A 24,447-nucleotide genomic window follows, 5' to 3' on the forward strand; every position below is an offset into this window, starting at 1 on the left:
ACAGCCGATCAGATCCCGTTCACGAGGGACGTGCGCATCGCAAAGTGCTTTGCGCCACCGGAGAACGCCGGAAAGCTCTGGTTATCCGCCCGCATCCGCGCACGCACGGGCGACTCGAGCGCGCGCATCAACGCGTCGATTGAAGGGAACGTCAACTGGTTGCGCTGCATGTATGAGACGCGCTCGAAAGGCATCGCGTCGCACCAGTCGAGACGGGTGAAGACCTGCACCTGCATCACGTCGGGATAGTCGAGCATGATCTGCGGATGGTGGCTAACGTAATAGCGCAGCCACGCATTGAAGTCCTCCGCCTGTCCGGGATAGTGGACGAGATAGCTGCATGCTTCCTCGCATCCAGCGTCCAGCGACAAGCGGTCGAGCGGCAGGAAAGTCCGCGTAAGCATGGCCTGCTGCGTCATCTGTTCGCCTGCAACATGCCGCCATAACGCGGAGCCGGTGAATTCGAGCAGTTGGCCTCCGGGCATCAGTTGCGACTCCAGTGCCTCGATCGAATCGAATACGAGCCGCATTGCGGCGCGCGGCGCGGCGCCGTCGCGATGATAAGTTTCGACGGCAGCCGGCCGGTGCAATTCGGCGGAGCGCAGTTGCGGAATCCGTGCGAGCTCCGCGCGGAACTCGGCAAAAACGTCGGCCTCCGCCGGCGACGTGTGTTCCCGGGCAGTCAGGAAGTAGGAAATCATGGTGACGTCAGGCCTTCTCTTGTTCGGTTGAGGAATGCTTTGCCTTTCGCACGGGCGGCGCCTGCACCTCGGGAGGAATCGGGCTGACGTAGGGACGCCCGCCCGTATGAAGTGCGAGTTCGGCCTTCGCGGCCTCGATATGCACGGGATCGAGGCACAACTGGACCGCCGTGCCGGCCATGACCTTCGCGGCGTGCGTCATGCCCTTGTGCGCAGCCGGCAGCTTGCCCTGCGCGACAAGCTGCCACGTGTGCATGTTCGTGCCGATCGCGTAGCAGGCGCCGAGATACTGCGTAGTCGGCACGATCCAGCTCACGTCGCCAACGTCGCTCGAGCCCGTCAGCGTGCCAGGCTCATCATGCAGCGCGAGAGCGCGCACGCTCAGGCCGCGCTCGTTCGGATCGCCGCGGTACGACTCGATGCACTCGCGCAGATCGGCGTCGGCGATGCTTTGCGTCAGTTCGCTCGCGAATGCCTGGTCGACTTCGTCGAAAGGCGGTGGGCCTAGCGTCGCGAACGCATCCATCATCAGTCGCTCGATCGCGCCGTTGCGCAGCACGTTCGAGCAGGCGCGATCGAATTCGATTCTGACCTGCGTGTCGGTCATCAGCGCCGCGGCGCGTCCAATCTGCTCGACGCGGGCCGCCAGTTGACGGGCGTCGTCGAGATTGGGAGAGCGCACGACGTACAACACTTCGGCTTGGGCCTGCACGACATTCGGCGCGTATCCGCCTGCGTCGGTGATCGCGTAATGCACCCGCGCATCCGAGGGCATGTGCTCGCGCATGAAGTTCACGCCGACATTCATGAGTTCGACGGCGTCCAGCGCGCTGCGACCGAGATGCGGCGACGCGGCCGCATGAGACGCAATCCCCGCGAAGCGGAACGCCATCTGAATGACCGCGAGGGACTTGTACCTGAACACTCCTGAATAAGGACCCGGATGCCAGGTCAGTGCCGCGTCGAGGTCATCGAAAACATTTGCGCGTGCCATGTAGGTCTTGCCCGCACCGCCCTCTTCCGCGGGGCAACCGTAATAACGCACGATGCCTGGAAGCCGGTGGCGCGCAAGATAGTCGCGCGTCGCGATCGCCGCCAGCATCGCGCCGGCGCCGAGCAGATGGTGGCCACATCCGTGACCGTTCGCTCCCTCGCACGCCGGCATCGGCTCGACCGCGCCCGCGACCTGGCTCATCTCCGAAAGCGCATCGTACTCACCGAGAAAGCCAATGACGGGCCCCCCCTCTCCGCATTGCGCGCTGAACGCCGTCGGAATGCCGCCGACGTTGCGCGTCACGTGGAACCCTTCCCGCTCAAGCACGGTGAGCTGTGCTTCAACGGATTGAAACTCCTGCCAGCGCGTCTCGGCGAGTCCCCAGATCTCGTCGGAGAGCCGGATCAAGCCATCTTTCTTCGCATCGACGAGAGCCGCTATTTCGAGCACGCATTCATTCGACAACTGACTCACGATTGCACTCCTGCGTACTGCGACGGAAACGCACCGCGCAACGTGCCGCGCCGGCGCGCATCACCGGTGACACCGGCGGCAGCGGCGACGGGCGGCTCGACGTCGGACGGAATGGGACACTGGTAGGCCGCGTCGGCCACCTGCTCCTGCAGCGCCTGTTTCGCGGCGGCGAGCGTGGCCTGATCGTGATACAGCGCTGCCGCCGTGACGGCCAGCACCTTGGCGGTATGCGTCATCCCCTTGTGGGCAAGCGACGACTTGCCCTGCGCGACGAGTTGCCATGAATGGAACGGCGTGCCGAGCGCGAAGCATGGCACGAGGCAGCGTGCCGTCGGCACCACCCAACTCACGTCGCCCACGTCGGTCGATGCAGCCAGCACGGGCGGACTGCTCTCCGCCGGCAAGACGGCGTCGTGGAGTTCGCCCTTCAGATGCGCAGCGCCGAATATCACGAGGCTCGCACGCGCTTCTTCCTTCGAAATGGCTTGCTGCATCTCGCGCGCAAAAGCCCGGTCGTCGTCGTCGAACGGAACAGGTCCGAGCGCCTGCATGCGCGCATACATCAAGTCCGAGAGCGTAGGATTGGGGCGCATATTCGACATCGCCTTCTCGACGCGCGCGTGCATTGCCGTCTCGGTCATCATCGCGGCGCCCTCGGCGATCCGTAGCAGACGCGCATGGATCGACCGCACGACTTCAAGCTCGGGCGCGCGAATCTGGTAGAGCACCTCCGCGCGAGCCTGCACGACGTTCGGCGCGCGGCCGCCGGTATCGTGAATCGCATAGTGCAGACGCGCGTCGGACGGAATATGCTCGCGCAAGTAATTGGCCGCGACGTTCATCAACGCGACCGCGTCCAGCGCGCTGCGTCCGAGATGCGGCGCGGCGGCCGCATGTGCTGCCCGGCCGGAAAACGTGAACCGCGCGTGCAGCGTGGCGAGCGTCGACATCGAGTCGATCGCATAGATGCTGGATGGGTGCCACGTCAGTGCGGCGTCGACGTCGTCGAACACACCGGCCCGCGTCATGAACGTTTTGCCCGCGCCGCCTTCCTCGGCGGGGCAACCGTAGTAGCGGATGCGACCGGCGACACCTGTGTCGCGCAGATGATCGCGAACCGCCAGCGCGGCGAGCAACGCGGCGCCGCCCAGCAAATTGTGGCCGCAACCATGACCGTTGCCGGCATTCACGACCGGCACGCGCGTCGTGGAGCCCGCCACCTGGCTCAACTGGGGCAATGCGTCGTACTCGCCTAACAGGCCGATCACCGGTCCGCCCTCGCCCCACTCCGCCACGAACGCGGTCGGAATGCCGGCAAGGCCTTGCGTCACCCGAAAGCCTTCACGCGTCAGCTCTCTTATCTGAAGGTCGGCGGACTCGTGTTCCGAGTAAGCGGTCTCCGCAAGATCCCAGAGCCTGTCGCTCAGGTGCGTGCACAGTGGGCGATAAAGCTCGATGCGAGCGACCACGTCCCGTTCTGCTTCGTTCAGCTTCAACATAATGTGACTGATTGAAAGGTGTTTCAGTGCAGCGCGAGATTGCTCTGCAAGATCGAAGATCGATGACTTGCGCGGTATGAGGATTCAGACGAGTGGACACGTCGCTTGGGCGAGGAAAAAGATCGCGGCACACCATCTCTTCATAACAAACGCCGAGGCACTGTCGTCGGCGTGAGAAATGTTTATGTTTATTCGTTGACGGGTCAAACCGCGAAAAAAAAGACGCGCATGAAACGCGCGTCAATTTGCTGTGGTCCGGGTCTTGCTTTGTGCTGCGGTCAGTGCATTGCTAGGGTTGGCTCAGCACGCATTCGACCGCATGGAAGACACGTTTGCTCAGTGGGTCGGACGCACTGGCATCGTGGAGAATGGTGTCCTTCAGGCTTTGAATGAAGACCTTCGCTGCTGCGCTTAGCGGCGTTCCGCGCCGATACATCAGGTTCACTTCCACGTCGGGGATGGTCTCCGTTACGGGCAGCACGCACAGCCCTTCTTTCGCGACGAGCAGTTCGGCGAGCGGCCAGGGCATGATCGAGAGGACGTCGGTGTTACAGATCAGGCCGATCATCATCGACGAGGAATGCGCGACGTGCACGCGTGGCTTGTAGCGGCGAAAATACTCTCCAAACGGGCCGTCGCCCTCGGCGTCGTTCTCCGTGAAATCGCGGTTCAATACCCAGCTCGCGCCCTTCAGTTGCGACAACGTGCGGCATTTCGCGAGCGGATGCCCCGTGCGCCCCACCACCGCGTAACTCGTGAGGAAGAGCGGCACTTGCTGGAATTCGTCCCGGCATGAAGGCGGACAGGCGCGATTCACGGAGAGGTCGAGCGTGCCGTCACGCAGCTTCGGCACGGCGACGCTCAGCAGGCTTTCGTAGAAAACGAGCCGCGTGTCGGGCATTTCCTGCTCGAAACGCCTCATGATGCCGCCCAGCAGCGAAATGGCGATCCACGTCGGCAGCGCAACCGTCAGCCGCTCCCTGCCCGCTCCGGAGAAGCGGTCCATCTCGTCCTGCGCGCGCCGCAACTGCTGGATCATCAGACGCGCGTGCGCCAGCAAAGCCTGCCCGGCGTCAGTCAGAATGATCCCGGAAGCCTCGCGGACGATCAGTGCCACGCCAACCTGGGCTTCGAGTTCACGCATCGCCTTGGTGACCGCTGCCGGCGAGAGTTCGAGCGCTTTCGCTGCGTTCCGGATGCTTCCGGCATCGGAAATCGCGACGAGCGTGCGCAGCTGATGGATTTTCATGAGGGCGGTTTCTCCACATCCAGTTCGCAACCAAAAGTGAACGGGCTGACTTCCATTGATGCCCGTCGCAGCGTTTCTCGCCTGGCGCGCATGCGAACGGGTACGGGTCCCTTGCGTGCCGATGGCGGATATCGTCCCCGGTATCGGAACACGTGACGGAACATGGTGCAAAGGTAATGCAGTCTGCCGCGTCAATAAAGCTAAAAGCGCGGCCTTGCCGGATCGACCGGCCGCACGACGCGTGGGGTGAATGACATGAGGGCAGACAGGCGGGGAAACGCGTCAGGCGACAACGAACGCCTGAACGAAGACGCAACGCGTATCGCCGCCCCGTTTCTGAAGGGGCGGCGTGTTCGCGCCGGGTCGAAAGTCATGGTCCAGTCGACGCCTGGCTCAGCAGCCGTGACATGTGCGGCGTCGGCGAGATCCGCGATCCGCAGGTGGTGTGGGAAAGGCCGTCGCCTCTTGACCCCGCGTCGCGACGACCCTGACAGAGCCGGCTAGGGCTTCGGTGCGGGGAGCGTTTCCGCCCACATCGGGTGATGGATGTTGCTGCCTTCAAACGGCGGGAATTTTTCGAAATCCGCGCGCATCTCGTGCCGCACCGGCGAGTTCATCGCGCGCGTGATCGCTTCGGCGCTGTCGAACATCAGCTTGTTGCGCTGCATGTAGTGCACCCGTTGCCATGGCATCGCGTCGACCCAATCGACCCGCGTGAAGATCTCGATTTCGCGCACGCCGTCAAAGAACTTCATGATCTGCGGATGATGCGACAGATAGTAGGCAAGCCATTCGTCGAAATTCTCGGCACGGCCCGGATAATGAACGAGGAACTGACAAGGCAGCGCACCCTGCGGCACCTGCGCTTGCGAATCGCGCACCGGAAACGGCCGCCTCGCCATGACCTGCTGTTCGACCGTGCATGTCGCGAGGCTTGGGTAATCGCCCTTCGCGAGTACCTGCAGATATCCGTCGGAGGCTATCGCCGACTCGAGATCCGCAAGCCGTTCGAAGTCGAGCTGCATGGCGAAGATCGGCGATGGACCGTCGTCCGTGTAATAGTCGTTCGCCGTGGATGGCGTGTACAACCGCGCGCGGCTCAATGCAGGGGTATTCCCGACGCACGCGCGAATACGCTGCCGGTCCTCATCGCTGATACACGCACTCGGGTCGGGATGCTGGAAGGTGACGAGATAGGAAAATTGCATGTTCGGTCCGAGTGATTCGATCGAATGGGCTGGCGGCGCGTGTGGGCAATTCGCTTCAAAGCTCGAGCAAAATCTTTTGCACGGTGTCGCGATCCGCCTGGGCGCGATCATCCGGAGCCGCATTGCCCATGCCAAAGCTGGCGAGTATCAGCATAAGCGCGATGCGCAACTTCTGCGGTGAAAGATCGCCACCCGCGACCATTCCGTCGGTGGCAAGGAAGCGCTGCTTCGGCACCGTGCCGCGGGGCGCACGCGTGGCCTGCACGACCACCACACCGGCCGCGACGGCGTCGCAAAGCGCCGCGCGCTCTCCGGACGCGGGACGCCCGGGCGCAAGCCCCGCAGAAACGATGCCGCGCGCACCCGCCGCAACAAACGCTTTGATTGCCGCGCCGTCCGCGCCCGCATACGACATGGCGATGTCGACCCGCGGCAATACAGTCGAGGTTGCCGCATCCAGTATCGACGCGAAACGCGACGCCTGATCGCGAAACACGCGGCGTCGCCAGACCACGCCGGCATCCGCATCGATCCTGCCGAGTGGTCCATACGGCGCGGCCTCGAATGCCGCGAGTTCGAAGCTCGCCGCCTTGGTCACGTCACGCGCGGCGAAGAAGAGGCCGCCCATCGCAACCAGCACGCCCGCACCACGCGAGTCCTGTGCGGCGGCCAAGGCAACCGCGCCGCGCAGATTCGCCGCGGCGTCACTGCCGTCCGTGTTGGCCGGGCGCTGAGCGCCCGTCAGCACTACGGGCTGATCGATCTCCAGCACGAGGTCGAGAAACCACGCGGTTTCCTCGAGCGTCGCCGTGCCGTGCGTGATCACGAAACCCGTCAACGCGGGATCGCTCGCCGCGGTGTCGCGGATCAGCGTGGCAAGCTCCAGCCAATCGCGCGGACCGATGGACACGCTCCCCAAACTGCGAAACGGCACAGACACGATCTCGACATGCGGGACCAGTTCGCCCAGGCGTTGCAGCAGATCGTCGATCGGATGGATGACGCCGCTGTCGGCGTATTCGATCCAGTCGAACCGATGGCGGCCATGCATCGCGAACGTGCCGCCGGTGCCGATCACCGCGATGCGGGGACGCTTGGCAGGCGCGGTATTTTCGCCGATGAATGGGGACACTGCGGGGGACACTGCGGGGGACACTGCGGGGGACACTGCGGGGGACATTGCAGCGGAAACTGCGGTCGACACCGCCTGATCAATCGCCTCTATCACTTGACCGCCGCTCATGCCTGCACCCTCACGAACAGCACGTCGGCCTCCATCTTCGTCTCGTGGTGCCGGGTGTCGCGCGACACAGGCGCGGCCAGCGCACGGCCGGTTCGCACATCCACCAGACCGGCATGCAGCGGACATTCCACTTCGTGCCCTTCGAATTCGCCGTCGCTGAGCAAAGCCGCGCCGTGTGTGCAAATGTCGTCAAGCGCGTGAATCTCATCGCCGACACGGAACAGCCCGATCTTGACGCCCTCGATGTCAATGCCACGGCACGCGCGCGCGCCGAACACCTCGTCAAGCGATCCGATTGCAAACCAACCGTCGTCGCCGCGCACATACTCGCGCGCGTCGGCGGAATTTATCTGAATCACCGCGTTCATAGCGCCACCCGTTGCTGAAGATTGACAGGCTCGTGCATCTTCACCGCGCCGATCAGGTCGGTGAGTTTTGCCACGCCGTGCCGTTTGCACCACTCCGTCAGATCGTCGATCAGGCGCGGCATCGCCGTCGGCGAAACGAAGTTCGCGGTGCCGACCTGCACCGCACAGCAACCCGCGAGAAGAAACTCGAGCGCATCCGCCGCCGTGGCAATGCCGCCGCATCCGATTACCGGAATCTTGACGGCCTGCGCGCACTGATAGGCGATCCGCAGCATGATCGGCTTCGTGGCGGCGCCCGTGAGGCCGCCCATGACATTCGCCACGCGCGGCCGGAAGGTCTCGACATCGATCGCCATGGCAAGAATCGCGTTGCTCACCACGAGCGCATCCGCACCCGCGTTTTCAGCCGCCAGCGCGACCTCGACGACGTTGCCCGCATTGGGCGTCATCTTCGGCCAGACAGGCAGCGAGGTCGCGGACTTCATCGCCTTGACCACTTGCCAGGTCGCGTCCGGATCCATGCCGAACGCCTGACCGTTCTTCTTCAGGTTGGGACACGAGACATTCGCTTCGATCGCTGCAACGCCCGGCACACTGATTTTTTCCGCGAGCCTGCCGAATTCCTCGATCGTGTTGGCCGAGATGCTCGCGACGAGCGGCGGACTGTAGCGCCGGTAGTACGGCACAGTCTGCTCGACGTAGTAGTCGCTGCCCTTGCTGGGGATGCCGATCGAAAAGAGCGTAGCGTCGCGAAACTCGGCGACACGCGGCGGCGGCACGCCTTCGCGCACGTCATGGGTAATCGTCTTGGTAACGATTGCGCCGAGACAGTTGAGGTCGAATATCTGCGAGGTGCCTTCGGCAAAGGTACCCGACGCCGGCATCACCGGATTGGCAAGCTTGAGCGAGCCGATTTCGACGCTGAGATCTACCATGATGTCGTTTCCTGAAGATCGAAGACCGGGCCTTCCCAGCACACGCGGCGGTAACTGAGTTCCTGTGAACCGGCCTCTTTTCGAAATGGCCGCACGCATGCATAGCACGCTCCGTAACCGCAGCCCATGCGTTGTTCGAGTGCAACCTGACCAGGAATGCTCAACTGCGCGGCCACGCGTTGCAACATGACGAGCAGGCGGTTCGACCCGCATGTGCTGACGAATGTGATGCGCCGTTGCTCGTGAACTTTCCGGATCAGGTTCTCGACCTGAACCACGTCGCTGGTCTGCCCGTCATCGGTGACGGTGACGACATCGGCGCCCGCGGCTTTCAGATAATCGGCTGACATCATCAACGCCTCGCTGCGCGCGCTGAGGATGGCGGTGACATGCGCACCCGCCGCGATCGCCTGCTGCGCGAGCGGCGCCATCGTCGCGAGCCCGACTCCGCGACCGAGCAGCAGGACGTGCGCCGGTTCCGCCGATGCGGGCAGCACGAAGCCGTTTCCGAGCGGACCCAGCGCGTCGAGCGTATCGCCCGGATGAAGCTGGGCCAGGCCACGGGTTCCCGCGCCTTGCACCTTGTAGAGAAATTCGATCCGGCTGTCTTCGGCGGCCACGCAGTAGATGCTCATTGGCCGACGCAGATAAGGCGTGTCGTCGTTCGAAGCCGGACACGCGAGATGAAAGAACTGCCCGGCGCGCGCCGTCAGCGCGAGCCCAGGCGCCGTCAGCACGAGATGCTTGTACTCTGCGTTGACCCATGCGTTCGAGCGCACCTGGCACTGGTTTTCCGCGATTGTCGCCGCGCTCTGGCACGTGTGGGCGACATCGGCATTCGCGCGATCCGGACACAATGCAATCACACGCACGGCGGCGAGATCAGCGGCTGTGTCGCTTCGCGCCGCATTCGGGTCTGTCGAAAGTGTGTTCATAAGAAGTCCATCCATCAAACGGTTCGGGTCGTCTCGCTGAATCCCGGCTTGCGCAATGCGGTCAACGAAGCGAAATCACTGGCGAGCGGCAACATCCGGTCGTCGGGCTCCATCATGTGAAGCTGCGTGAATCGCATTTCACTGATCAGCCACGTGCCGCAGGGCATGCGCTCATACTTCTCTTCGGTGACCGCTCCGAGCAGCACCGCATGCGCGTCGTCATCACGCAGCGCGAGTTGCCAGAGCCGCCAGGTGCCGATCGCATGCGCAGCGCCGGTAACTTCGAGTGCTTCGCTCACGTAGTAATGCATGGCGAAGCGCCAGGGCGAACGCTGAAACCATTCGCACAGAGCGGCGCGGCCGACGAGGTCGTCGCCGAATCCCGCGCCGCCGATCCACACTGCGCGTTCGGTGAAGCACGCGGCCTGCTGCAATGCGATTTCGCGCATCACATGTTGCGGCTGCCGTTGATAGTCGCTCGTGTATTTCGCATCGGCGAGCGCGGCGTAGCGTGCCTTCAACGAGCGGATCGCGTCGATCGCTTCGAGCCGTGCGACGCGCGCCTCTAGCGACTGTCCCGGCAAGTTACGTTCTGCCATCACGCCAGCTCCTTCAAGGGAACTGACGTGTCGGCCAACCGGCCTGCATCGATTCGCTTGCGAGCGCTCACGAGACGTTCCAGATGCCGCCGTTCGCGGCTCTGGTTGACCGTCACGCCCGCGGTCACGCAACCGTCGCGCAGCGAAATCACCGTCGCGTCCGCCGATGAGAGCGAGCCGCGCACGACGATTTCATCGCCGGGTTCGTGCACGCCCGTCACCTGAATGGCGTGGCCGAGTTGATCTGTCCACATCCATTGAATCTCTGTATACGGTTCCGTTCGCCCGGTGACGATCTCGGCTACGGCACGCGCCTGATTCTCGGCGTTGCGCCATGTTTCCTGTCTGACATGGCGACGGGAAGCGCTGTCCAATGTGCATGCCGCGTCTCCGGCGGCATAAAGCCAGGGCGCGAACGGGCTGCGGCAGAACGTATCGACCCGTACGCCGCGCTCGTCCGAAAGTCCGGTCCCGTGCAGGAACGCGGGATTGCAATCCACACCGATTGCGATCAACACGCAGTCGGCATCGATGCTCACCGGCACGCCATCCTGCAGCGCGTCGATGCGCAAAGCCAATGCGCTACGATGCGCTTCGCCCACGCGAACGATGTTCGTGACATTGATCCGCGTTCGCAAATCGACGCCCTTCCCGGCATGCTCCTGTGCAAGCCATCCAGCGACCTGCGGTGGCAAACAACGCCCCATGATGCCTTCGCCCGCCTCCAGCACCGTCACCGGCACGCCGAGCGAAATCGCTGTCGACGCCACCTCCATTCCGATAACGCCCGCGCCGACGATCGCAAGCTTGCGGCAGCCTTCTAACGACGAACGCAATGCGAGACAATCGTCCAGCGTGCGCAAAACATGCACGCCTTCGATGGGCCGTGTGAGAAAACGTGGACGCCTCGCGAGACCGCCCGTCGCAACGACCAGCAGATCGAAGTCCACGCTTGCGCCGTTGTCCAGATGCAGGCGCCGTAAATCGACGTCGAGTTTCTGTGCACTCGCGCGCACGCGTTCGATGCCGGTTTGCGTCAGCGACTCGAGGGTCCAATAGTCGGACGAGGTGAGCACGAGGCTGTCTTGCGTCTTCGTACCCAGCAGCAGTTCTTTCGACAACGCGGGACGCTCGTACGGTGCATGCGGCTCGTCGCCGATCAGTGTGACCCGTCCGGCGTGGCCAAGCGCCTTCAGATGCTGGGCGACGCGCCCGCCGGCATGACCCGCGCCGACGATCGCGACATGTGGCGAGCTCATTCTTGCTGCTCCTTGTTTGCCGCTGTGTTGCACGTCACGCGATACAGCACGCAGCTTGGCGTGACGCAACGATAGCGGCGCGCTTCGCGCGGCGGGATCAGAATGGCTTCTCCCGCCGAGAGGACGTAATGCTCATCAGCCGCGACGATGTCGACGCGCCCTTCCAGCACCGCGGCGAGTTCCTCGCCGGACAGATCTGCTTCGAATTCGATGAGTTCGTCGCATCGCATGCGTTGAGTCGACGCCGAAAGCGCCGCACCGTCGGCGACATTTCGTTGGACCGGCAACGCCACGCCTTCAGAGGGAAGGGCCGGCAACAGCGTGCAATGCACGGCGCCGGCATTCGACAGAATCGCTTCGCTCACGATACGTTCTCCCGATCCGCCAGCGGGTAATAGGGCGCCTCGTCGTCGCCACGATATTCGGCGCGCGGCGGAGTCACCACGTTCAGACGCATGCTTATGCCCGCACCTTCGTAGGTATTGACGCCGTAGTGACTCAAGCCGGCGGGAATGATCATGCCCTCGCCCGTGTTCAGGCGCCGCTCGATCTCCTCGCCGTTGCCGTGCACCTCGAAAATCGAACAGCCGCCCTTGATCTGCAAGGACGCCTCTTCGCCGTGGCTATGCGCTTTCGCGGGCAGGCCGTGGCCCGCCGTTTCGACAAACTTGATGACCGCGACGCTCAGCGTCTCGCCGATCATCGTCTTCATATAGAGACCGTCGGCGACAACCTCCTTGAGTGCATGGTCGACACCGAAAATGCGGCACTTGGGCATGATTTCATCCTTTACTGACTGAGCGTGTGAGCGTCAGAGGGCTGGGCGCATCGAAAACGTTTCGTCCGCCACGAAGCGGAAGGGATCGTATCCGTCGATCACGAAAGGCTGCTGGTAGAACTCGATAGCGGGCGCGACTTCGGCCAGCGACAGCAGCAGATACATGAGCGTCTGCGCGTCTTCGGGAAGCTTGTCCAGTTCGAACTGGTTGAGCCATGCGACGATGTCGTCGATCCTGGCAAGCATCGCGTCCTTGAATTCGACGATGGCGGCCATGCCCGCCGTATGGCGCTGCGTCGTACGTTCGGTTTCGGTCGGCAACGCCCATGCGTCGACAAACCGGTTCAGTTCTTCGAAGGCAGCCGGCAGCGGAGCACGCGCCGATGCGTCCTTCGTGAGGCCCGCGCGCTTCGTGACGACGATGACTTTCTGTTCCATGACCTTTACTCCACAGTGGCCTCGGCTTGCGCTTCGGCTTTCGCCAACAGGCGTTCGATGACGTGATAGCTGTGCCGCACCAGCAGTTCGTTGTCCTGCAGCACCATGAATTTCTTCACGCCGGTTTCCGCTGCCCTTTGCGTACGTTCGAGCGTGCTGAGGTCTTCGAGCAGCACGTCGCGCAAAGCCACTTTCATGTACTCGAGGAAAAAGCGGCCACCTGGCGTCGTCATTTCCGGGTAGTACACGCGCGCTTCGAAAAGCGTCTTGTTATGCGCGATCGGACGGAAGTTGTAGGCCTGGCAGTAGTTGGGACGCAGCGACAGGTAGAAGTCCGGAAACATCACGTTGATGTCGAACAGCCAGTTCTCGCTCTTCGTCCAGTTGACGCCCTTAGGCAACGCATCGAGCGGAAACTCATGACGCGCGCTGCCGATACCCGCGCGCAATGCGGCCGCGGCGATCGGACGCTTCGACCCTGCGTCCGACAACGCTTCAGCCGCGGCCGCGCCACCCGACGTCACCGCCTTCGGGTTCCCATAGACCGACTTCGGATTGCCCGCCAGCGACAGACGCCGATGGAACTCGCCGCACAGCGCGTCGAGCGGCGGCATGCTGCCGCCCGCGCTTTTGTCGATAGCGTCGGCGATCGAATTGCCATGCACATAGGCAACGTGATACGCCTCCTGAAACGCGTCGAGCGCGAGCTTCCAGTTGCAGTCGACCACCGTTTCCCACGCGAAGCCCACCTTCAGCTTGTCGAACGGATAGCCTTCGACGTCTTCGTACATCGGCCGGAGAAAATCGGCGAGCGAGAGCGCGGGTAGCGGGTCCATGTTGACGAAGATGAATCCCTGCCATACATCGCACGCGACGCGCGTCAGTGCGTAGTCCTTGAAGTCGAGCCCGAAAAAACATTGTTCGTCCGGCACGCCCGTCAGGTTGCCGTCCAGGTCGTACGCCCAGCCATGAAACTTGCAGAAGAATTTGCGCGTATGCCCGGTCCTGTCGTACGCAATCTGATTCAGCCGATGCGAGCAGACGTTGTGCATCGCGCGAATCTCACCGCGCTTGTTGCGCACAACGATGATCTCCGTGTCGCAAGCGTCGAGCTTCCTGACGAAGTAGTCGCCCGCCTCGGGAATCTCCTCGACCCGGCCGACCTGCAACCAGGTCTTCTTGAAGATGTGCGCCTTTTCGCGCTCGTAGTACTCGGGCGAGATATAGGGCTCGACGGGAATCAGTCCAGAGCCGAGTTCCGCGTAGCGCGCGGTCAACGTGCCCTCCGGGGCGGGAATCGCATTCATGAACGGCGTCCTTCGTAGGGTAAGAACTGAATCGCTGAATAATGAATGCCATTCTGTTTTCAACGAAAAATGCTGTCAAGCTCTTTGTGAAAACTTTTTGAAGCGGCATCGACGGCGAGGCATCCGGCCCACCGGCGATTGTTAGAATGGCGAGTCAATCAGTTGAATCACCTACCGAAGGAGGCGCGGTGCCGCAGGTAAAAAAAGCAGAAATTCGCGAGGCAATTTTGGCGTCGGCGTTCGCAGCATTCAGCCGCAAAGGCTATTCGGCGACCACGATGACAGAGATCGCGCGCGAGGCAGGGACCACCGTGGCGAACCTGTATGTGTACTTCGATTCGAAACTGATCATCCTGTACGAGATCTATCAGCCGTGGCTGACGCGGCAACTACACGCGCTGCGCACCGAGGTGATGCTGCTGTCGAATCCGCGCAGCAAGATTCGCCGTATCATCTGCGGAATCTGGGCGGATATTCCGGCTGCCGATCATGCTTTCGCCAACTCGCTCATCGACGCGCTGGCAACCGCGCCCGCAGACCTTCGCAAGCCGGTCAATCTGCTGCAGCCTGTCGAAGTGTTCGTGACGCAGCTTCTACTCGACTCGCTTCCGCCGGAACGGGCCGGCGTGGTCCATGGCGACTTGCTGTCTCACCTCATCTGGATGGCATTCGATGGATTCGTCATCAATCACCGTATCGGCGACGATCGCGACATCGACAAAATCTCGAGCATGATGGCCGACCTGCTGCTAGGCGAGCAGGAGTCGGAGGCGCGCTAGCCGTTCATCCGCGACGAAGCGGAATTTTGAAAAACTTTGACAGCACACAAAAAAGAATGCCATTCTGTATTTAGGCTGCTGCTTTTAGTAGCCGGACGCCCTAATCGTCTGATTGTTCAAGGCGCAAGACCTCGCTGCGGCGCACACTGAATCAGCGCTGGAGCGCGGATCGAACCTGCCGGACAATCAGGTGATCTGGCAATCAATGGCGTTACTATTTGCCTGAGGTGCTGGCATGGCCGCAATCTCTGAAAGCGCGCAATTACGTTCGTTCAACCCGCCGTCCCGAACCACGTATCGGGTCCTGGTTCTGTGCTTCCTGACGATCGTCGCCGAGGGCTACGACATCGGCGTAATGGGAACGATCGTCCCGTCCCTGCTGAGCGATCCCGTCTGGAAGCTCACTCCGATGGAAATCGGCGCCATGGGTAGCGCCGCCCTGTTCGGCACCTTGTTTGGGTCGTATTTCATCAGCGTGATCAGCGACCTGGTCGGCAGAAAATTGCTGCTGATCAATTGTGTCGCCCTCTTCTCGCTGTCGATGCTCGGCGCAGCGTGGGCACCGACACCGTTCCTGTTCTCCGTCAGCCGGTTCATTGGCGGGCTCGGCCTTGGCGGAGTCATTTCGGCGGCGGCGGCGCTGACCGTCGAATATTCGCCGTCTGACAAGCGCAACCTGAATTTCGCGCTGATGTACTCGGGCTATTCGCTCGGTGCGTTGCTATCCGCGGTGATCGGCATTTTCTTTGTGCAATCGCACGGGTGGCGCTTCGTCGTTGCATTAGGAGCGAGCCCTCTGCTGGCGCTTCCTCTTCTCGTGTGGCTTCTGCCGGAATCACTCGACTTTCTGCTTGCGAAGGGCAAGGAAACTCAGGCGACGACTCTGGCCCGGCGCCTGGGTATCGATTCGTCCGTGTTTCAACGTGCAAGCCGCAACGTAGCGCCGAAACCCTCGCTTGACGCCGTGTTCCGCGAAGTGTTCTCGCCGCAGAATTGCTGGACAACGGTCTGTCTGTGGGTGGCGCAGGTTGCCGCCGTGCTGGTGATTTACGGTTTGGGAACGTGGCTGCCGCAGCTCATGCGCAAGCTCGGTTATGACCTCGGCTCGAGCCTGTCGTTTCTCGCGGTATTCATGCTGTCGTCCGCATTGGGCGGCATCCTCATCGGTCAGATTAGCGACCGTCTGGGCGCGCGCAAAACCATCGTGGCGGGCTATATCATCGGCGCGCTCGCGGTGTGCGGCCTCACGCTCAAGGGAAGCCTGGTCTTCAACTATGCGCTCGTCGCACTCGCCGGCTTTGGCAGCATCGGCGTCGCGATGGTTCAGTTGGCCTTTATCGCAAACTTCTACCGTGCCCATGCGCGTGCCAGCGCGACCGGATGGGCCGTTGGCATTGGACGTTTCGGCGCGATGAGCGGTCCGATGGTCGGCGCCTGGCTCGCCGCGCACAACGTCGAAGTTCAGTGGAATTTCTACGCGTTTGCGGCCTCCGCACTCGTTGCCGCGCTGGCCATTGCTTTGACCGGCAAACCGCGGTCACGGACGGCCCATGTCGACTCGTCGAGCGTTTCGCTGGAAGGTTGAATGGATTTGCAAAGCATGCGCGGCTTGCGCGGCAGACAGCATTGAAGAGCCGCACTCTTTCCCTGAATAGACCACGGAGACAAAGCGATGAGCATCGGCATGGGGACCCTGGCGCGGATCGGTCATCTCTATCCGTCTGGAGGACTCTGCGACTTCGAGGTTCAGTTGATGGCGCCCGAGGGCGTGCAGTTCGTGACAACGCGCCTGCCGTTCCGCGATACGTCACTCGAATCCGACACGAAGATCATCGACAACCTTGAATACCATGCGGGCTTGCTCGCTGACGCGGAAGTCGATCTGATCGCGTTGAATTGCACGGCGGCAGGTGTGGTCAATGGCTCCGAGGCAATCACGCAGCGAATCACGGACGCGACGGGCATTGCCGCCGTGACAACGATCGATGCAGTACTCTCCGCTTTGGAAGCACTGTCGGCCTCAAGCATTGCGTTGCTGACGCCCTACCGGCAAGAGGTCGTATTGAAGGAAATAAGCTTTCTGCGCGGACACGGTATCGATGTCGTCGACCATGCAAGCCTGCCATGCCAGACTCCTTTGGAGCAGGCGGCCATCGCGCCGGAATCATGGCTCCATCTTGCGGCAGGAATGGCAGGCAGCTTTGACGCCTTATTGATCAGTTGCGCTGGAGTTCACGTCAGCCCGGTGATCGAGACGCTTGAAAACGAGGTGGGGGTTCCTGTCATCACGAGCAATGCCGCGCTGCTTTGGCATTGCCTGTGCCGGTTCGGAATTGTGGAGCGTCCCACGCGCTACGGCTCACTTCTCGCAAAGACCCTCGCCCGCGAACCGGTTCTGCCTGATGCGCGCGCCACGACTTTGCAAGAAGTATCGGCGGCCGTGTCACGTGCGCAATGCACGATATAGCTCGTTGGCGCGCGCCTCGCCACTGCGATAAAGCGCGCCTACCCAGCCGAAGCCGGCTAGACGCCACGCTTCAAACCGGCTTGCCTTCGCTGCTGGCCCAGTTGCGCATCAGCGTATTGCTCGGCAAGCTTGCGTCGATCAACTTCTTCGCGGTCTGGATTCCGGCGATCGGCAACCCGGTTGGATCGAGCACGCCGACCTGCACCAGCACCGACGCCTGATCCCAGTAGATGTGCTCGTTGTAAAGCTTGTCACCGCGAAAATGAACGACGGCGAGCATGGGGATTTCGATGTACTTGCCCGTCGGCGCAAGACCCGGCAACAGCCAGTCGATTTCGCGATCGTGAGTCGCACAAAAAATAAACTCGTCGACGAGGCGATCCGCGCCGATGGTCCGTGAAATCGGAATGAGCCGCGTATCGTCGGGATTGGCGTGGACGAAATGGTATTTGTAAAAGCGCTTGAGTTGATCGTGGCCAACGCCGCCCGTCATCGTCGGAATGTGATTGACGTACGGCTCGGCAATCATCGTGGGCAACACGGCGTCGACATCGCGCGTAGCGAACTCGTAGTAGCAGTGCAACTCCCACAACTCGTTCAGATCGTAGACAGGCCCGAGCACCTTGCGCAGCATCGCGAGCGTGCGCGAATAGGCCATCATCGCGGCCGGCTTGTCGAAGTGCTCGCGCTCCGGCGTGGCGAACGCGTGATCGCAACCGGCATAGAGATACTGCTCAATTCGCGGATTCGCGCGCAGCGCGGCCTGGATTTTCTCGCGCGTTGCCGGCGGGCACAGCGCATCATTGCCCGCAAAGTGGAACACCATCGGGCACTGAATCGACGGCACCTCCTGCAAGAATGCGTCCAGACCCACACCGTAGTAACTCGCAGCACAGTCGACATCGGTTCGCGCAGCGGCGAGCATCGCCAGTTTGCCGCCGAGACAATATCCGAGCGCACCGACCTTGCCGGCCTGTTGCGGGAGCGCACGCAATGCCTTGATGGTCGACGCCACGTCCTGAACCGCGAGCGTGAGATCGAGCCGCTCGTTGTAGTCGAGCGCCGTGGCAAAGTCCTCCTCGCCATAGCCCAGATCCACGTGCGGCTTCATGCGCCAGAACAGATCCGGCACCAGCACCACATAGCCCTCTTCCGCGAAGCGATCGGCCATGGATTTCATATATCCGTTGACGCCGAAAATTTCCTGCAACAAGACGAGGCCTGGCCCCGAACCTTGTTTGGGCTTCGCAAGATAAGCGGAAAACGCCGCCCCGTTATCTGCGCTGATCTGAATGAACTCGCCGCTCATGATGGTTTCCCTTTCGTTCGCGCCTCCGACGTGCGTGAGGCGAGTTTAGGATCGGGTAGACTATTCGTCAAATTAATCAATTTCTGTACATCGATAAACATGACTGATTTTGATAGGGTCGATCTGAACCTCTTGCGTGTATTCCTCGTGATCTTCGTGGAGCGCAGCCTGACACGCGCCGGACAGCAGCTCGGATTGTCGCAGCCGGCGGTCAGCTACGCGCTGGGACGTCTGCGATCCCTGTTCGACGATCCGCTATTCATCCGGTCGACCGAAGGCATGCTGCCGACTCCAAAGGCGGAACAACTCGCTGCGCCGCTCGGCCGCGCAATCGGGTCGATCCGCGAAACACTGGGCCATAGCGAACGATTCGATCCCGCTGCCAGCTCGCGCGAATTCAGGCTATCCATGTCCGATATCGGGGCCCAGGTGTTTCTCCCGCTCATCTGCGAGAAGTTGCAGCGCGTGGCGCCGCTGATCCGTATCGCGGCAGAGCAGGTGCCGCTCCCGGCGATCGAGGAAAGACTGCGGCTGGGCCAGCTCGACTTTGCGATTGGGAATATGTCCGCCCTCAAGCGGGTGACGAATTCCGCGCTCCTCTTTCACGAGGAATACGCGTGCATGACACGCAAGCGGCCTGGACTGCCGGCGCGGCGTCTGTCGGAGAAAAAGTTTCTCGAGTTATCGCACGTGGCCGTGGCCTCGAGCGACAGCAGCCACGTGGAGATCGACGATGCGTTGCGCACGCGCGGTCTTCATCGGCGCATTGCTTTGCGTGTGCCTCATTTCACCGTGATTCCGCAAATCCTTCTGCGCACCGACTGGATGGTGACGCTGCCACGCGGGGTGGCGCGCGTGTTCAACGAATCGGGGCAATTCCTGATTTATCCGGTGCCGGTGGAGCTGCCGCACATTGCGTCCACCGTGTATTGGCATCCTTCGTTCGACGCCGACGAGGGCAACCGCTGGTTTCGGGAGATGCTTGTGGAGACCTTGCATGTGGATTAGATGATCCGCCCCGCTGGCGATCGATCTCCTGCATGCCGGAATTTTTTGCAATCGCCCTTGAAGAAAAGGGATAGATTACGGGCAAGCGGCGATCACGGTCAGCATGCGAGCATCAACCTGTGTCTCCCCCGGCAACCGGCAACACGGTGCCGGTGATATAACCTGCCTCGTCCGAAGCGAGGAACAGAATTGGCGCGACTTGTTCGTCGATGCTGCCGTAGCGCTTCAAAAAGGTCGAATCGGTGACCTGCTTGACCGCTTCGCCCATCCAGACTTTTTCCAGCTCGCTATCGCCGGCAGTATTGCGCGGGACGCGTCGCGGAGGCGCATCGGTCCCTCCTGGCGCGGTGGCGACCACACGGATGTTGTGCTCCGCGTACTCCATCGCCAGCGACTGCGTCACTGCGTTGACACCGCCCTTGGCCGCCGAATACGGCACGCGCCGGATACCGCGCGTGGCATTCGAGGAAACGTTGACGATGGTCCCGCCACCACGCTCGAGCAGATGCGGCAACACGGCATGGCAGGCGTACAAGGTGGGCATCAGGGAGCGGCGAATTTCCGCATCGATCTGTGCAGGCTCAAACTCGGCGAACGGACGCATGCGAATGGCGCCACCGACACCATTGACCAGTATGTCGATGCCGCCAAACCTGCGAACAGCACAAGCCATCGCCGATGCCGCGCCTTCGTACGTCTCCAGGTCGGCCACGAAGCCGGCCGTGTCCGCGCCAGTCGCTTCGGCGGCAACGTCAGAGACGAAGTCGGCGCGGTCGACGAACAGCACCTTGCCGCCTTCCGCGGCTGCACGAAGCGCGACGGCGCGACCAATGCCCTGTGCGGCACCGGTGACGACCATGACCTTACCGGCAAATCGTTGCGTGTTCATGCTGCCCTCGGTGCTGCGTTGGGAGTGAACTTCTCGTAGTGGAAGCTGTTGGGCTTCACGCCGTTGTCGTCGAAGTGCTTACGCACTGCATCGACCATCGGCGGCGGCCCGCACAGATACACGTCGACGTCGCCATCATTGACGGCCTCCGCCGGCATGTGCTGCGTCACCCAACCCTTGCGGGGATGGGTCGAATCCGCGTCGGCCACGACCGTGCTGTAGGTGAAATTCGGCAACCTCGCCACGTAGGCGTCGATGGCATCGATCTGCACGAGGTCGAGGTCTCGCGTTACGCCATAAATCAGATGAACTTTCTGCTGTGAATTCGCGCGCGCCAGCACTTCCAGCATCGACAGGAACGGTGCCAGGCCGGTGCCGCCGGCGAGGAACAGCAGCGGCCGCTCCACCGCGCGCAGATAGAAGCTGCCGAGCGGGCCGGTCAGCTCCACTTTGTTGCCGGCCTGTGCGGAGTCGAGCCAGGTGCTCATCACGCCACCGGGAATCTTCTTGATCAGAAAACTGATTTTCGATTCGCCCGGCGCCGACGAAAAAGAATATGAACGGTGCTGACCGCTGCCGGGAACGTCAATGTTGACGTACTGGCCCGGCAAGAACACAGGCGCGGCCGCATTCAGGTCCAATTCGAGCACGATAGCCGCATCGTTGTGCGGTTCGATTCTGGATACGGTGGCGACGAACTTGCTCTGCTCGGTTTTGCACGCAGTGGACGATGCCGGCACCGCAATCACACAGTCGCTTTCCGGCACCATCTGGCAGGTCAATACCAGGCCACTGTCCTTCTCGTCCTCGCTCAGCGCATCTTCGATGTAGTCGTCGCCCAGGTCGTAGCGCCCGCTCTCGGCGCGGCACTTGCAGGTACCGCACACGCCATCGGAGCAATCCATCGGCAGGTTGATCTTCGCGCGAAAGGCGGCATCAAGCACCTTCTCGCCCGCCTTGCATGTGACGAAGCGGGTCACGCCGTCTTCGAAATTCAGTGCAATGTTGTAGCTGGACATCTTGCCTCCTGTACTTCTCATTTCCGCAGTGTTCGCGCTCAAACGTGATAAACGTCGAGTACCTGGCGGATGTAGTCGTCCTTCAGCACAATTCGCTTGCAGGAGATCAACAGTTCATCGTTGACTTTGCGCAGCGTCACGAACATCGTGCCGAAGAATTGGTCGGTGGTTTTGTAACGGTGGCTGAGCGTGTTGAAGTTGTAGCGCACGTCCACTTCGTTCTCGCGCTCGGCCAGCACTTCCACATTGGTGACGTTATGACTGGTTCGAGGTTCAGGCATCGAGGCGCCACTGCGTTCGGTCTTGATGCGGAACACGCGGTCTTCCAGGCCGCCACGGTCCGGGTAATACATCAACGAAATCTGACTCTCGTGGTCGTCGGTGAGCTGATCGTCGTCGTCCCACGCCGGCATCCAGTAAGTGACGTCCTCGGCATAGCAGGCCAGCCAGTCGTCCCACTGACGGTCATCGAGCAGGCGCGCTTCGCGGAACAGCACGGCGCAGATTGTCTGGTAATCGAAGCTCATGCCACTGCCTCCCCTTGTTCCTTTTTGAGCGCGTCGCGCATCACGTGTACCCAGTATTCGTGCTGGCACACGAACAAACCTTCGTCTTCGCTGCGCTCGCCCGAGATGAGCGGCTTCAGGCCCATGCTTTTCGCATTCGCGTCGGCGCCTTCGACCCACAACGGCGCCCCGCGCGAAAGATCGTTCCACGGCGCGGTAGTCCCGGCATAACCGGCCTGGCAGGCGCGAAATTCTTCGAGATCGTCCGAGGTGCCCATGCCCGTGACATTGAAGAAGTCTTCATACTGGCGGATGCGGGTAGCCCGGTCGGCTGCGCTCTCGCCCTTTGGAGCGAAACAGAAGATGCTGACTTCCGTCTTGTCCACGCTGATTGGGCGCACCACGCGAATCTGCGTGCTGAACTGGTCCATCAGGAACACGTTCGGATACAGGCACAGGTTTCGAGTCTGGTTGACGATGAACTCTGCTTTTGCTTCGCCAACGCGTGCCTTGATTTCGTCGCGGTATTGATAGACCGGCCGCACTTCCGGGTTCATCGTCCTGGTCCACAGCAGGATGTGACCGTGCTCGAACCCGTACACGCCGGCTACCGACTTGCTCCAGCTGTTCGCATCCACGGCCTTGGTGCCATCGACCTTGCGCCGATCCATCGTCGCAGCGTAATTCCAGTGCACGGTGCTGACGTGGTAGCCGTCGCAGCCGTTCTCCATCTGCATCTTCCAGTTGCCGTCGTAGACGTACGAGGAATTGCCGCGCAACACTTCCAGCCCGTTCGGGGTCTGGTCGACGATCTGGTCGATGATGACCCTGGTCTCGCCGAGGTAGTCCTCCAGTGGAATCGCGTCCGCGTCGAGGCTGCCGAACAGAAAGCCGCGATAGCTCTGGAAGCGCGCGACTTTCTTCAGGTCATGCGAACCGTTGGTATTGAATTGCACCGGGTATTCGGTGGTCTTCACATCTTTCACTTTCAGCAGCTTGCCGGTGTTGGCGAAGCTCCAGCCATGGAACGGGCAGGTGAACGTTCCTTTGTTGCCGTGTTTTTTCCGGCACAGCATCGCGCCCTTGTGTGCGCAGGCGTTGATGACCGCGTGCAGTTCGCCATTCTTGTCGCGGGTGACAACCACCGGCTGGCGACCGATCCACGTGGTGTAGTAGTCGTTGTTGTTGGGGATCTGGCTTTCGTGCGCCAGGTACACCCAATTGCTCTCGAAGATATGTTTCATCTCGAGCTCGAACAGATCGGCGTTCGTGAAGATGTCGCGGCGGCAACGGAATACACCGTTTTGCCTGTCGTCCTGAACGGCGGTGTGCAGCAGTTCATCAAGTTGCGAGGCTTTGTCGATAATTGCAGACATGAGTGCTCTCCCTACGCGTGCTCCAGGTTATGGAACACGCGCATCGGTATCGAAAGATTCTTGCGAAGGATTGAGCGGCAGCAGTGCTACGACGTAGCGGCCGCGTCAGCGGTCAGGCGGTAGCAGACGCACGCAGGCGATGAACGGCCTGGTTATCTTTGCCCTGAATGAGCGGAGTCAATACGATGTCGAACTCGATTTCCTTATACGCATCGGACTTCATTGCCAGCGCAATGCCGCCGGTCTTTTCGACCACATGCGGAATCAGATCCTCGCGCGTGGCGTAGGCGAAGTCGTCCCACATCAACGGGTCGCCCTCAATGTTGATTTGCGTCGTCAGCTTGCGGTACTTGTCCGTGGTGACGAAGAAGTGCACATGCGCCGGGCGGTTGCCATGACGGGCGAGCACGTTCAACAGTTGCTGGGTCGCGCCCTGCGGTGGGCAGCCGTAACCCACGGGCATGAGGGTACGGAATTCGTACTTGCCGTCGGCATCCGTTCTGACCGCGCCGCGCAGATTGAACTCGCTCTGCGCGCCGGTCGGGTCGAAGTGCGAATAGAAGCCTTTCGAGTTGGCGTGCCAGCATTCGACCACCGCACCTGCAACAGGCTGGCCGTCTGGAGCGGTTACCGTGCCGCGGATAACCAGCGTGCCCGCATCCTGGTCGGGATCGATATCGATCTTCGACATGCCGTCGCGCACCGGCGCACCGGCAACATACAGCGGACCTTCGATGGTGCGCGGCGTGCCGCCGGTGATTTCAGCCGCCTTGTCCGCCGCGTCCATGCGAATGTCGAGATACTTTTCCAGACCGAGGCCGGCGGCAAGCAACGCCGCTTCACCGTCCTGGCCAAGCTTGTTGAAATAGTGGACGCCGGCCCAGATTTCGTCGGGCGTCATGTCAAGGTCGTCGATGGCCTTGAACAGATCGCCCAGCAGGCGATGAACAATCTGTTTTGCGCGAGCACTGCCGTCCTCGCTACCGATGTTAGTCGCGGCCTTCAGCAGGTCCTGCACTTCCGTCGTATCGAACACTTTCACGCTCATGTCGTCTCCTGAATCTCTCTATTTTCTCTGGGGTTAACCCTCGGTTTAGCAGCAGCCCT

The 24,447-nt window shown here is 61.7% G+C and carries 25 protein-coding genes; 4 read left to right on the forward strand and 21 right to left on the reverse strand.

The window, feature by feature from the left end; all coding sequences use genetic code 11:
- Positions 1-8: 8 nt before the first annotated feature.
- The 15 genes from DSC91_RS11375 to DSC91_RS11445 all read right to left on the reverse strand — a co-directional run bounded on the left by DSC91_RS11375 (position 9) and on the right by DSC91_RS11445 (position 13,987).
- Positions 9-701: an ethyl tert-butyl ether degradation protein EthD gene (locus DSC91_RS11375; protein WP_115778218.1), complete on the reverse strand. Its 693-nt coding sequence runs from the start codon at positions 699-701 to the stop codon at positions 9-11.
- A 7-nt stretch (positions 702-708) separates the two neighbouring features.
- On the reverse strand, positions 709-2,169 hold the full coding sequence (locus DSC91_RS11380) for a M20 family metallopeptidase (RefSeq protein ID WP_115778219.1): 1,461 nt from the start codon (positions 2,167-2,169) through the stop codon (positions 709-711).
- Positions 2,166-3,668 (reverse strand): amidohydrolase, encoded by a 1,503-nt coding sequence (locus DSC91_RS11385; RefSeq protein WP_115778220.1) that lies wholly within the window; start codon positions 3,666-3,668, stop codon positions 2,166-2,168. The genes DSC91_RS11380 and DSC91_RS11385 overlap by 4 nt, the downstream gene beginning before the upstream one ends.
- Positions 3,669-3,957: 289 nt before the next feature.
- Positions 3,958-4,917: a LysR family transcriptional regulator gene (locus DSC91_RS11390; RefSeq protein ID WP_115778221.1), complete on the reverse strand. Its 960-nt coding sequence runs from the start codon at positions 4,915-4,917 to the stop codon at positions 3,958-3,960.
- A gap of 500 nt (positions 4,918-5,417) precedes the next feature.
- On the reverse strand, positions 5,418-6,125 hold the full coding sequence (locus tag DSC91_RS11395; RefSeq protein WP_115778222.1) for a hypothetical protein: 708 nt from the start codon (positions 6,123-6,125) through the stop codon (positions 5,418-5,420).
- Positions 6,126-6,180: 55 nt separating this feature from the next.
- Positions 6,181-7,257 (reverse strand): asparaginase, encoded by a 1,077-nt coding sequence (locus DSC91_RS11400; RefSeq protein ID WP_229758186.1) that lies wholly within the window; start codon positions 7,255-7,257, stop codon positions 6,181-6,183.
- A 107-nt stretch (positions 7,258-7,364) separates the two neighbouring features.
- Entirely contained in the window at positions 7,365-7,736 is a 372-nt protein-coding gene (locus DSC91_RS11405; RefSeq protein ID WP_115778224.1) for a non-heme iron oxygenase ferredoxin subunit, read from the reverse strand.
- Entirely contained in the window at positions 7,733-8,671 is a 939-nt protein-coding gene (locus tag DSC91_RS11410) for a dihydroorotate dehydrogenase (RefSeq protein WP_115778225.1), read from the reverse strand. The genes DSC91_RS11405 and DSC91_RS11410 overlap by 4 nt, the downstream gene beginning before the upstream one ends.
- Positions 8,665-9,606 (reverse strand): dihydroorotate dehydrogenase electron transfer subunit, encoded by a 942-nt coding sequence (locus DSC91_RS11415; RefSeq protein ID WP_229758187.1) that lies wholly within the window; start codon positions 9,604-9,606, stop codon positions 8,665-8,667. Before DSC91_RS11415 ends, DSC91_RS11410 begins: the two co-directional genes overlap by 7 nt.
- 14 nt (positions 9,607-9,620) lie before the next feature.
- Positions 9,621-10,205 (reverse strand): nuclear transport factor 2 family protein, encoded by a 585-nt coding sequence (locus DSC91_RS11420; protein WP_115778227.1) that lies wholly within the window; start codon positions 10,203-10,205, stop codon positions 9,621-9,623.
- On the reverse strand, positions 10,205-11,464 hold the full coding sequence (locus DSC91_RS11425) for an NAD(P)/FAD-dependent oxidoreductase (RefSeq protein ID WP_115778228.1): 1,260 nt from the start codon (positions 11,462-11,464) through the stop codon (positions 10,205-10,207). Before DSC91_RS11425 ends, DSC91_RS11420 begins: the two co-directional genes overlap by 1 nt.
- Positions 11,461-11,829 (reverse strand): cupin domain-containing protein, encoded by a 369-nt coding sequence (locus DSC91_RS11430; RefSeq protein ID WP_115778229.1) that lies wholly within the window; start codon positions 11,827-11,829, stop codon positions 11,461-11,463. Before DSC91_RS11430 ends, DSC91_RS11425 begins: the two co-directional genes overlap by 4 nt.
- Positions 11,826-12,242, reverse strand: a complete 417-nt coding sequence (locus DSC91_RS11435; RefSeq protein WP_115778230.1) for a cupin domain-containing protein — start codon at positions 12,240-12,242, stop codon at positions 11,826-11,828. Before DSC91_RS11435 ends, DSC91_RS11430 begins: the two co-directional genes overlap by 4 nt.
- A 33-nt stretch (positions 12,243-12,275) precedes the next feature.
- Complete coding sequence (locus DSC91_RS11440) at positions 12,276-12,680, reverse strand: hypothetical protein (protein ID WP_115778231.1); 405 nt, start codon at positions 12,678-12,680, stop codon at positions 12,276-12,278.
- 5 nt (positions 12,681-12,685) lie between these two features.
- Positions 12,686-13,987, reverse strand: a complete 1,302-nt coding sequence (locus tag DSC91_RS11445) for an aromatic ring-hydroxylating oxygenase subunit alpha (protein ID WP_115778232.1) — start codon at positions 13,985-13,987, stop codon at positions 12,686-12,688.
- A gap of 146 nt (positions 13,988-14,133) precedes the next feature.
- Here DSC91_RS11445 and DSC91_RS11450 point away from each other — a divergent pair, with 146 nt between their 5' ends.
- The 3 genes from DSC91_RS11450 to DSC91_RS11460 all read left to right on the forward strand — a co-directional run bounded on the left by DSC91_RS11450 (position 14,134) and on the right by DSC91_RS11460 (position 17,233).
- A complete protein-coding gene (locus DSC91_RS11450) occupies positions 14,134-14,766 on the forward strand; it encodes a TetR/AcrR family transcriptional regulator (protein WP_268238838.1) in 633 nt (210 codons plus the stop codon).
- Between the two features lie 235 nt (positions 14,767-15,001).
- A complete protein-coding gene (locus tag DSC91_RS11455; RefSeq protein ID WP_115778234.1) occupies positions 15,002-16,351 on the forward strand; it encodes an MFS transporter in 1,350 nt (449 codons plus the stop codon).
- Positions 16,352-16,438: 87 nt separating this feature from the next.
- Positions 16,439-17,233, forward strand: a complete 795-nt coding sequence (locus tag DSC91_RS11460) for a maleate cis-trans isomerase family protein (RefSeq protein ID WP_115778235.1) — start codon at positions 16,439-16,441, stop codon at positions 17,231-17,233.
- Between the two features lie 70 nt (positions 17,234-17,303).
- Here DSC91_RS11460 and DSC91_RS11465 read toward each other — a convergent pair whose 3' ends face one another.
- Positions 17,304-18,542: a dienelactone hydrolase family protein gene (locus DSC91_RS11465; protein ID WP_115778236.1), complete on the reverse strand. Its 1,239-nt coding sequence runs from the start codon at positions 18,540-18,542 to the stop codon at positions 17,304-17,306.
- A gap of 99 nt (positions 18,543-18,641) precedes the next feature.
- Here DSC91_RS11465 and DSC91_RS11470 point away from each other — a divergent pair, with 99 nt between their 5' ends.
- Positions 18,642-19,550, forward strand: coding sequence for a LysR family transcriptional regulator (locus DSC91_RS11470; RefSeq protein WP_115778237.1), 909 nt, complete (start codon positions 18,642-18,644; stop codon positions 19,548-19,550).
- A 112-nt stretch (positions 19,551-19,662) separates the two neighbouring features.
- Here the strand turns inward: DSC91_RS11470 and benD are convergent, their stop codons facing one another.
- The 5 genes from benD to catA form a co-directional block, all read right to left on the reverse strand.
- Positions 19,663-20,439 (reverse strand): benzoate diol dehydrogenase BenD, encoded by a 777-nt coding sequence (gene benD / locus DSC91_RS11475; RefSeq protein ID WP_115778238.1) that lies wholly within the window; start codon positions 20,437-20,439, stop codon positions 19,663-19,665.
- Positions 20,436-21,458, reverse strand: coding sequence for a benzoate 1,2-dioxygenase electron transfer component BenC (gene benC / locus DSC91_RS11480; protein WP_115778239.1), 1,023 nt, complete (start codon positions 21,456-21,458; stop codon positions 20,436-20,438). Before benC ends, benD begins: the two co-directional genes overlap by 4 nt.
- A 38-nt stretch (positions 21,459-21,496) precedes the next feature.
- Positions 21,497-21,985: a benzoate 1,2-dioxygenase small subunit gene (gene benB, locus DSC91_RS11485; protein ID WP_115778240.1), complete on the reverse strand. Its 489-nt coding sequence runs from the start codon at positions 21,983-21,985 to the stop codon at positions 21,497-21,499.
- Positions 21,982-23,340, reverse strand: a complete 1,359-nt coding sequence (locus tag DSC91_RS11490) for a Rieske 2Fe-2S domain-containing protein (RefSeq protein ID WP_115778241.1) — start codon at positions 23,338-23,340, stop codon at positions 21,982-21,984. Before DSC91_RS11490 ends, benB begins: the two co-directional genes overlap by 4 nt.
- A 112-nt stretch (positions 23,341-23,452) precedes the next feature.
- Positions 23,453-24,388 (reverse strand): catechol 1,2-dioxygenase, encoded by a 936-nt coding sequence (catA, locus tag DSC91_RS11495; protein ID WP_115778242.1) that lies wholly within the window; start codon positions 24,386-24,388, stop codon positions 23,453-23,455.
- Positions 24,389-24,447 lie beyond the last annotated feature (59 nt).

This window comes from Paraburkholderia caffeinilytica, from assembly GCF_003368325.1.
Lineage (GTDB): Bacteria > Pseudomonadota > Gammaproteobacteria > Burkholderiales > Burkholderiaceae > Paraburkholderia > Paraburkholderia caffeinilytica.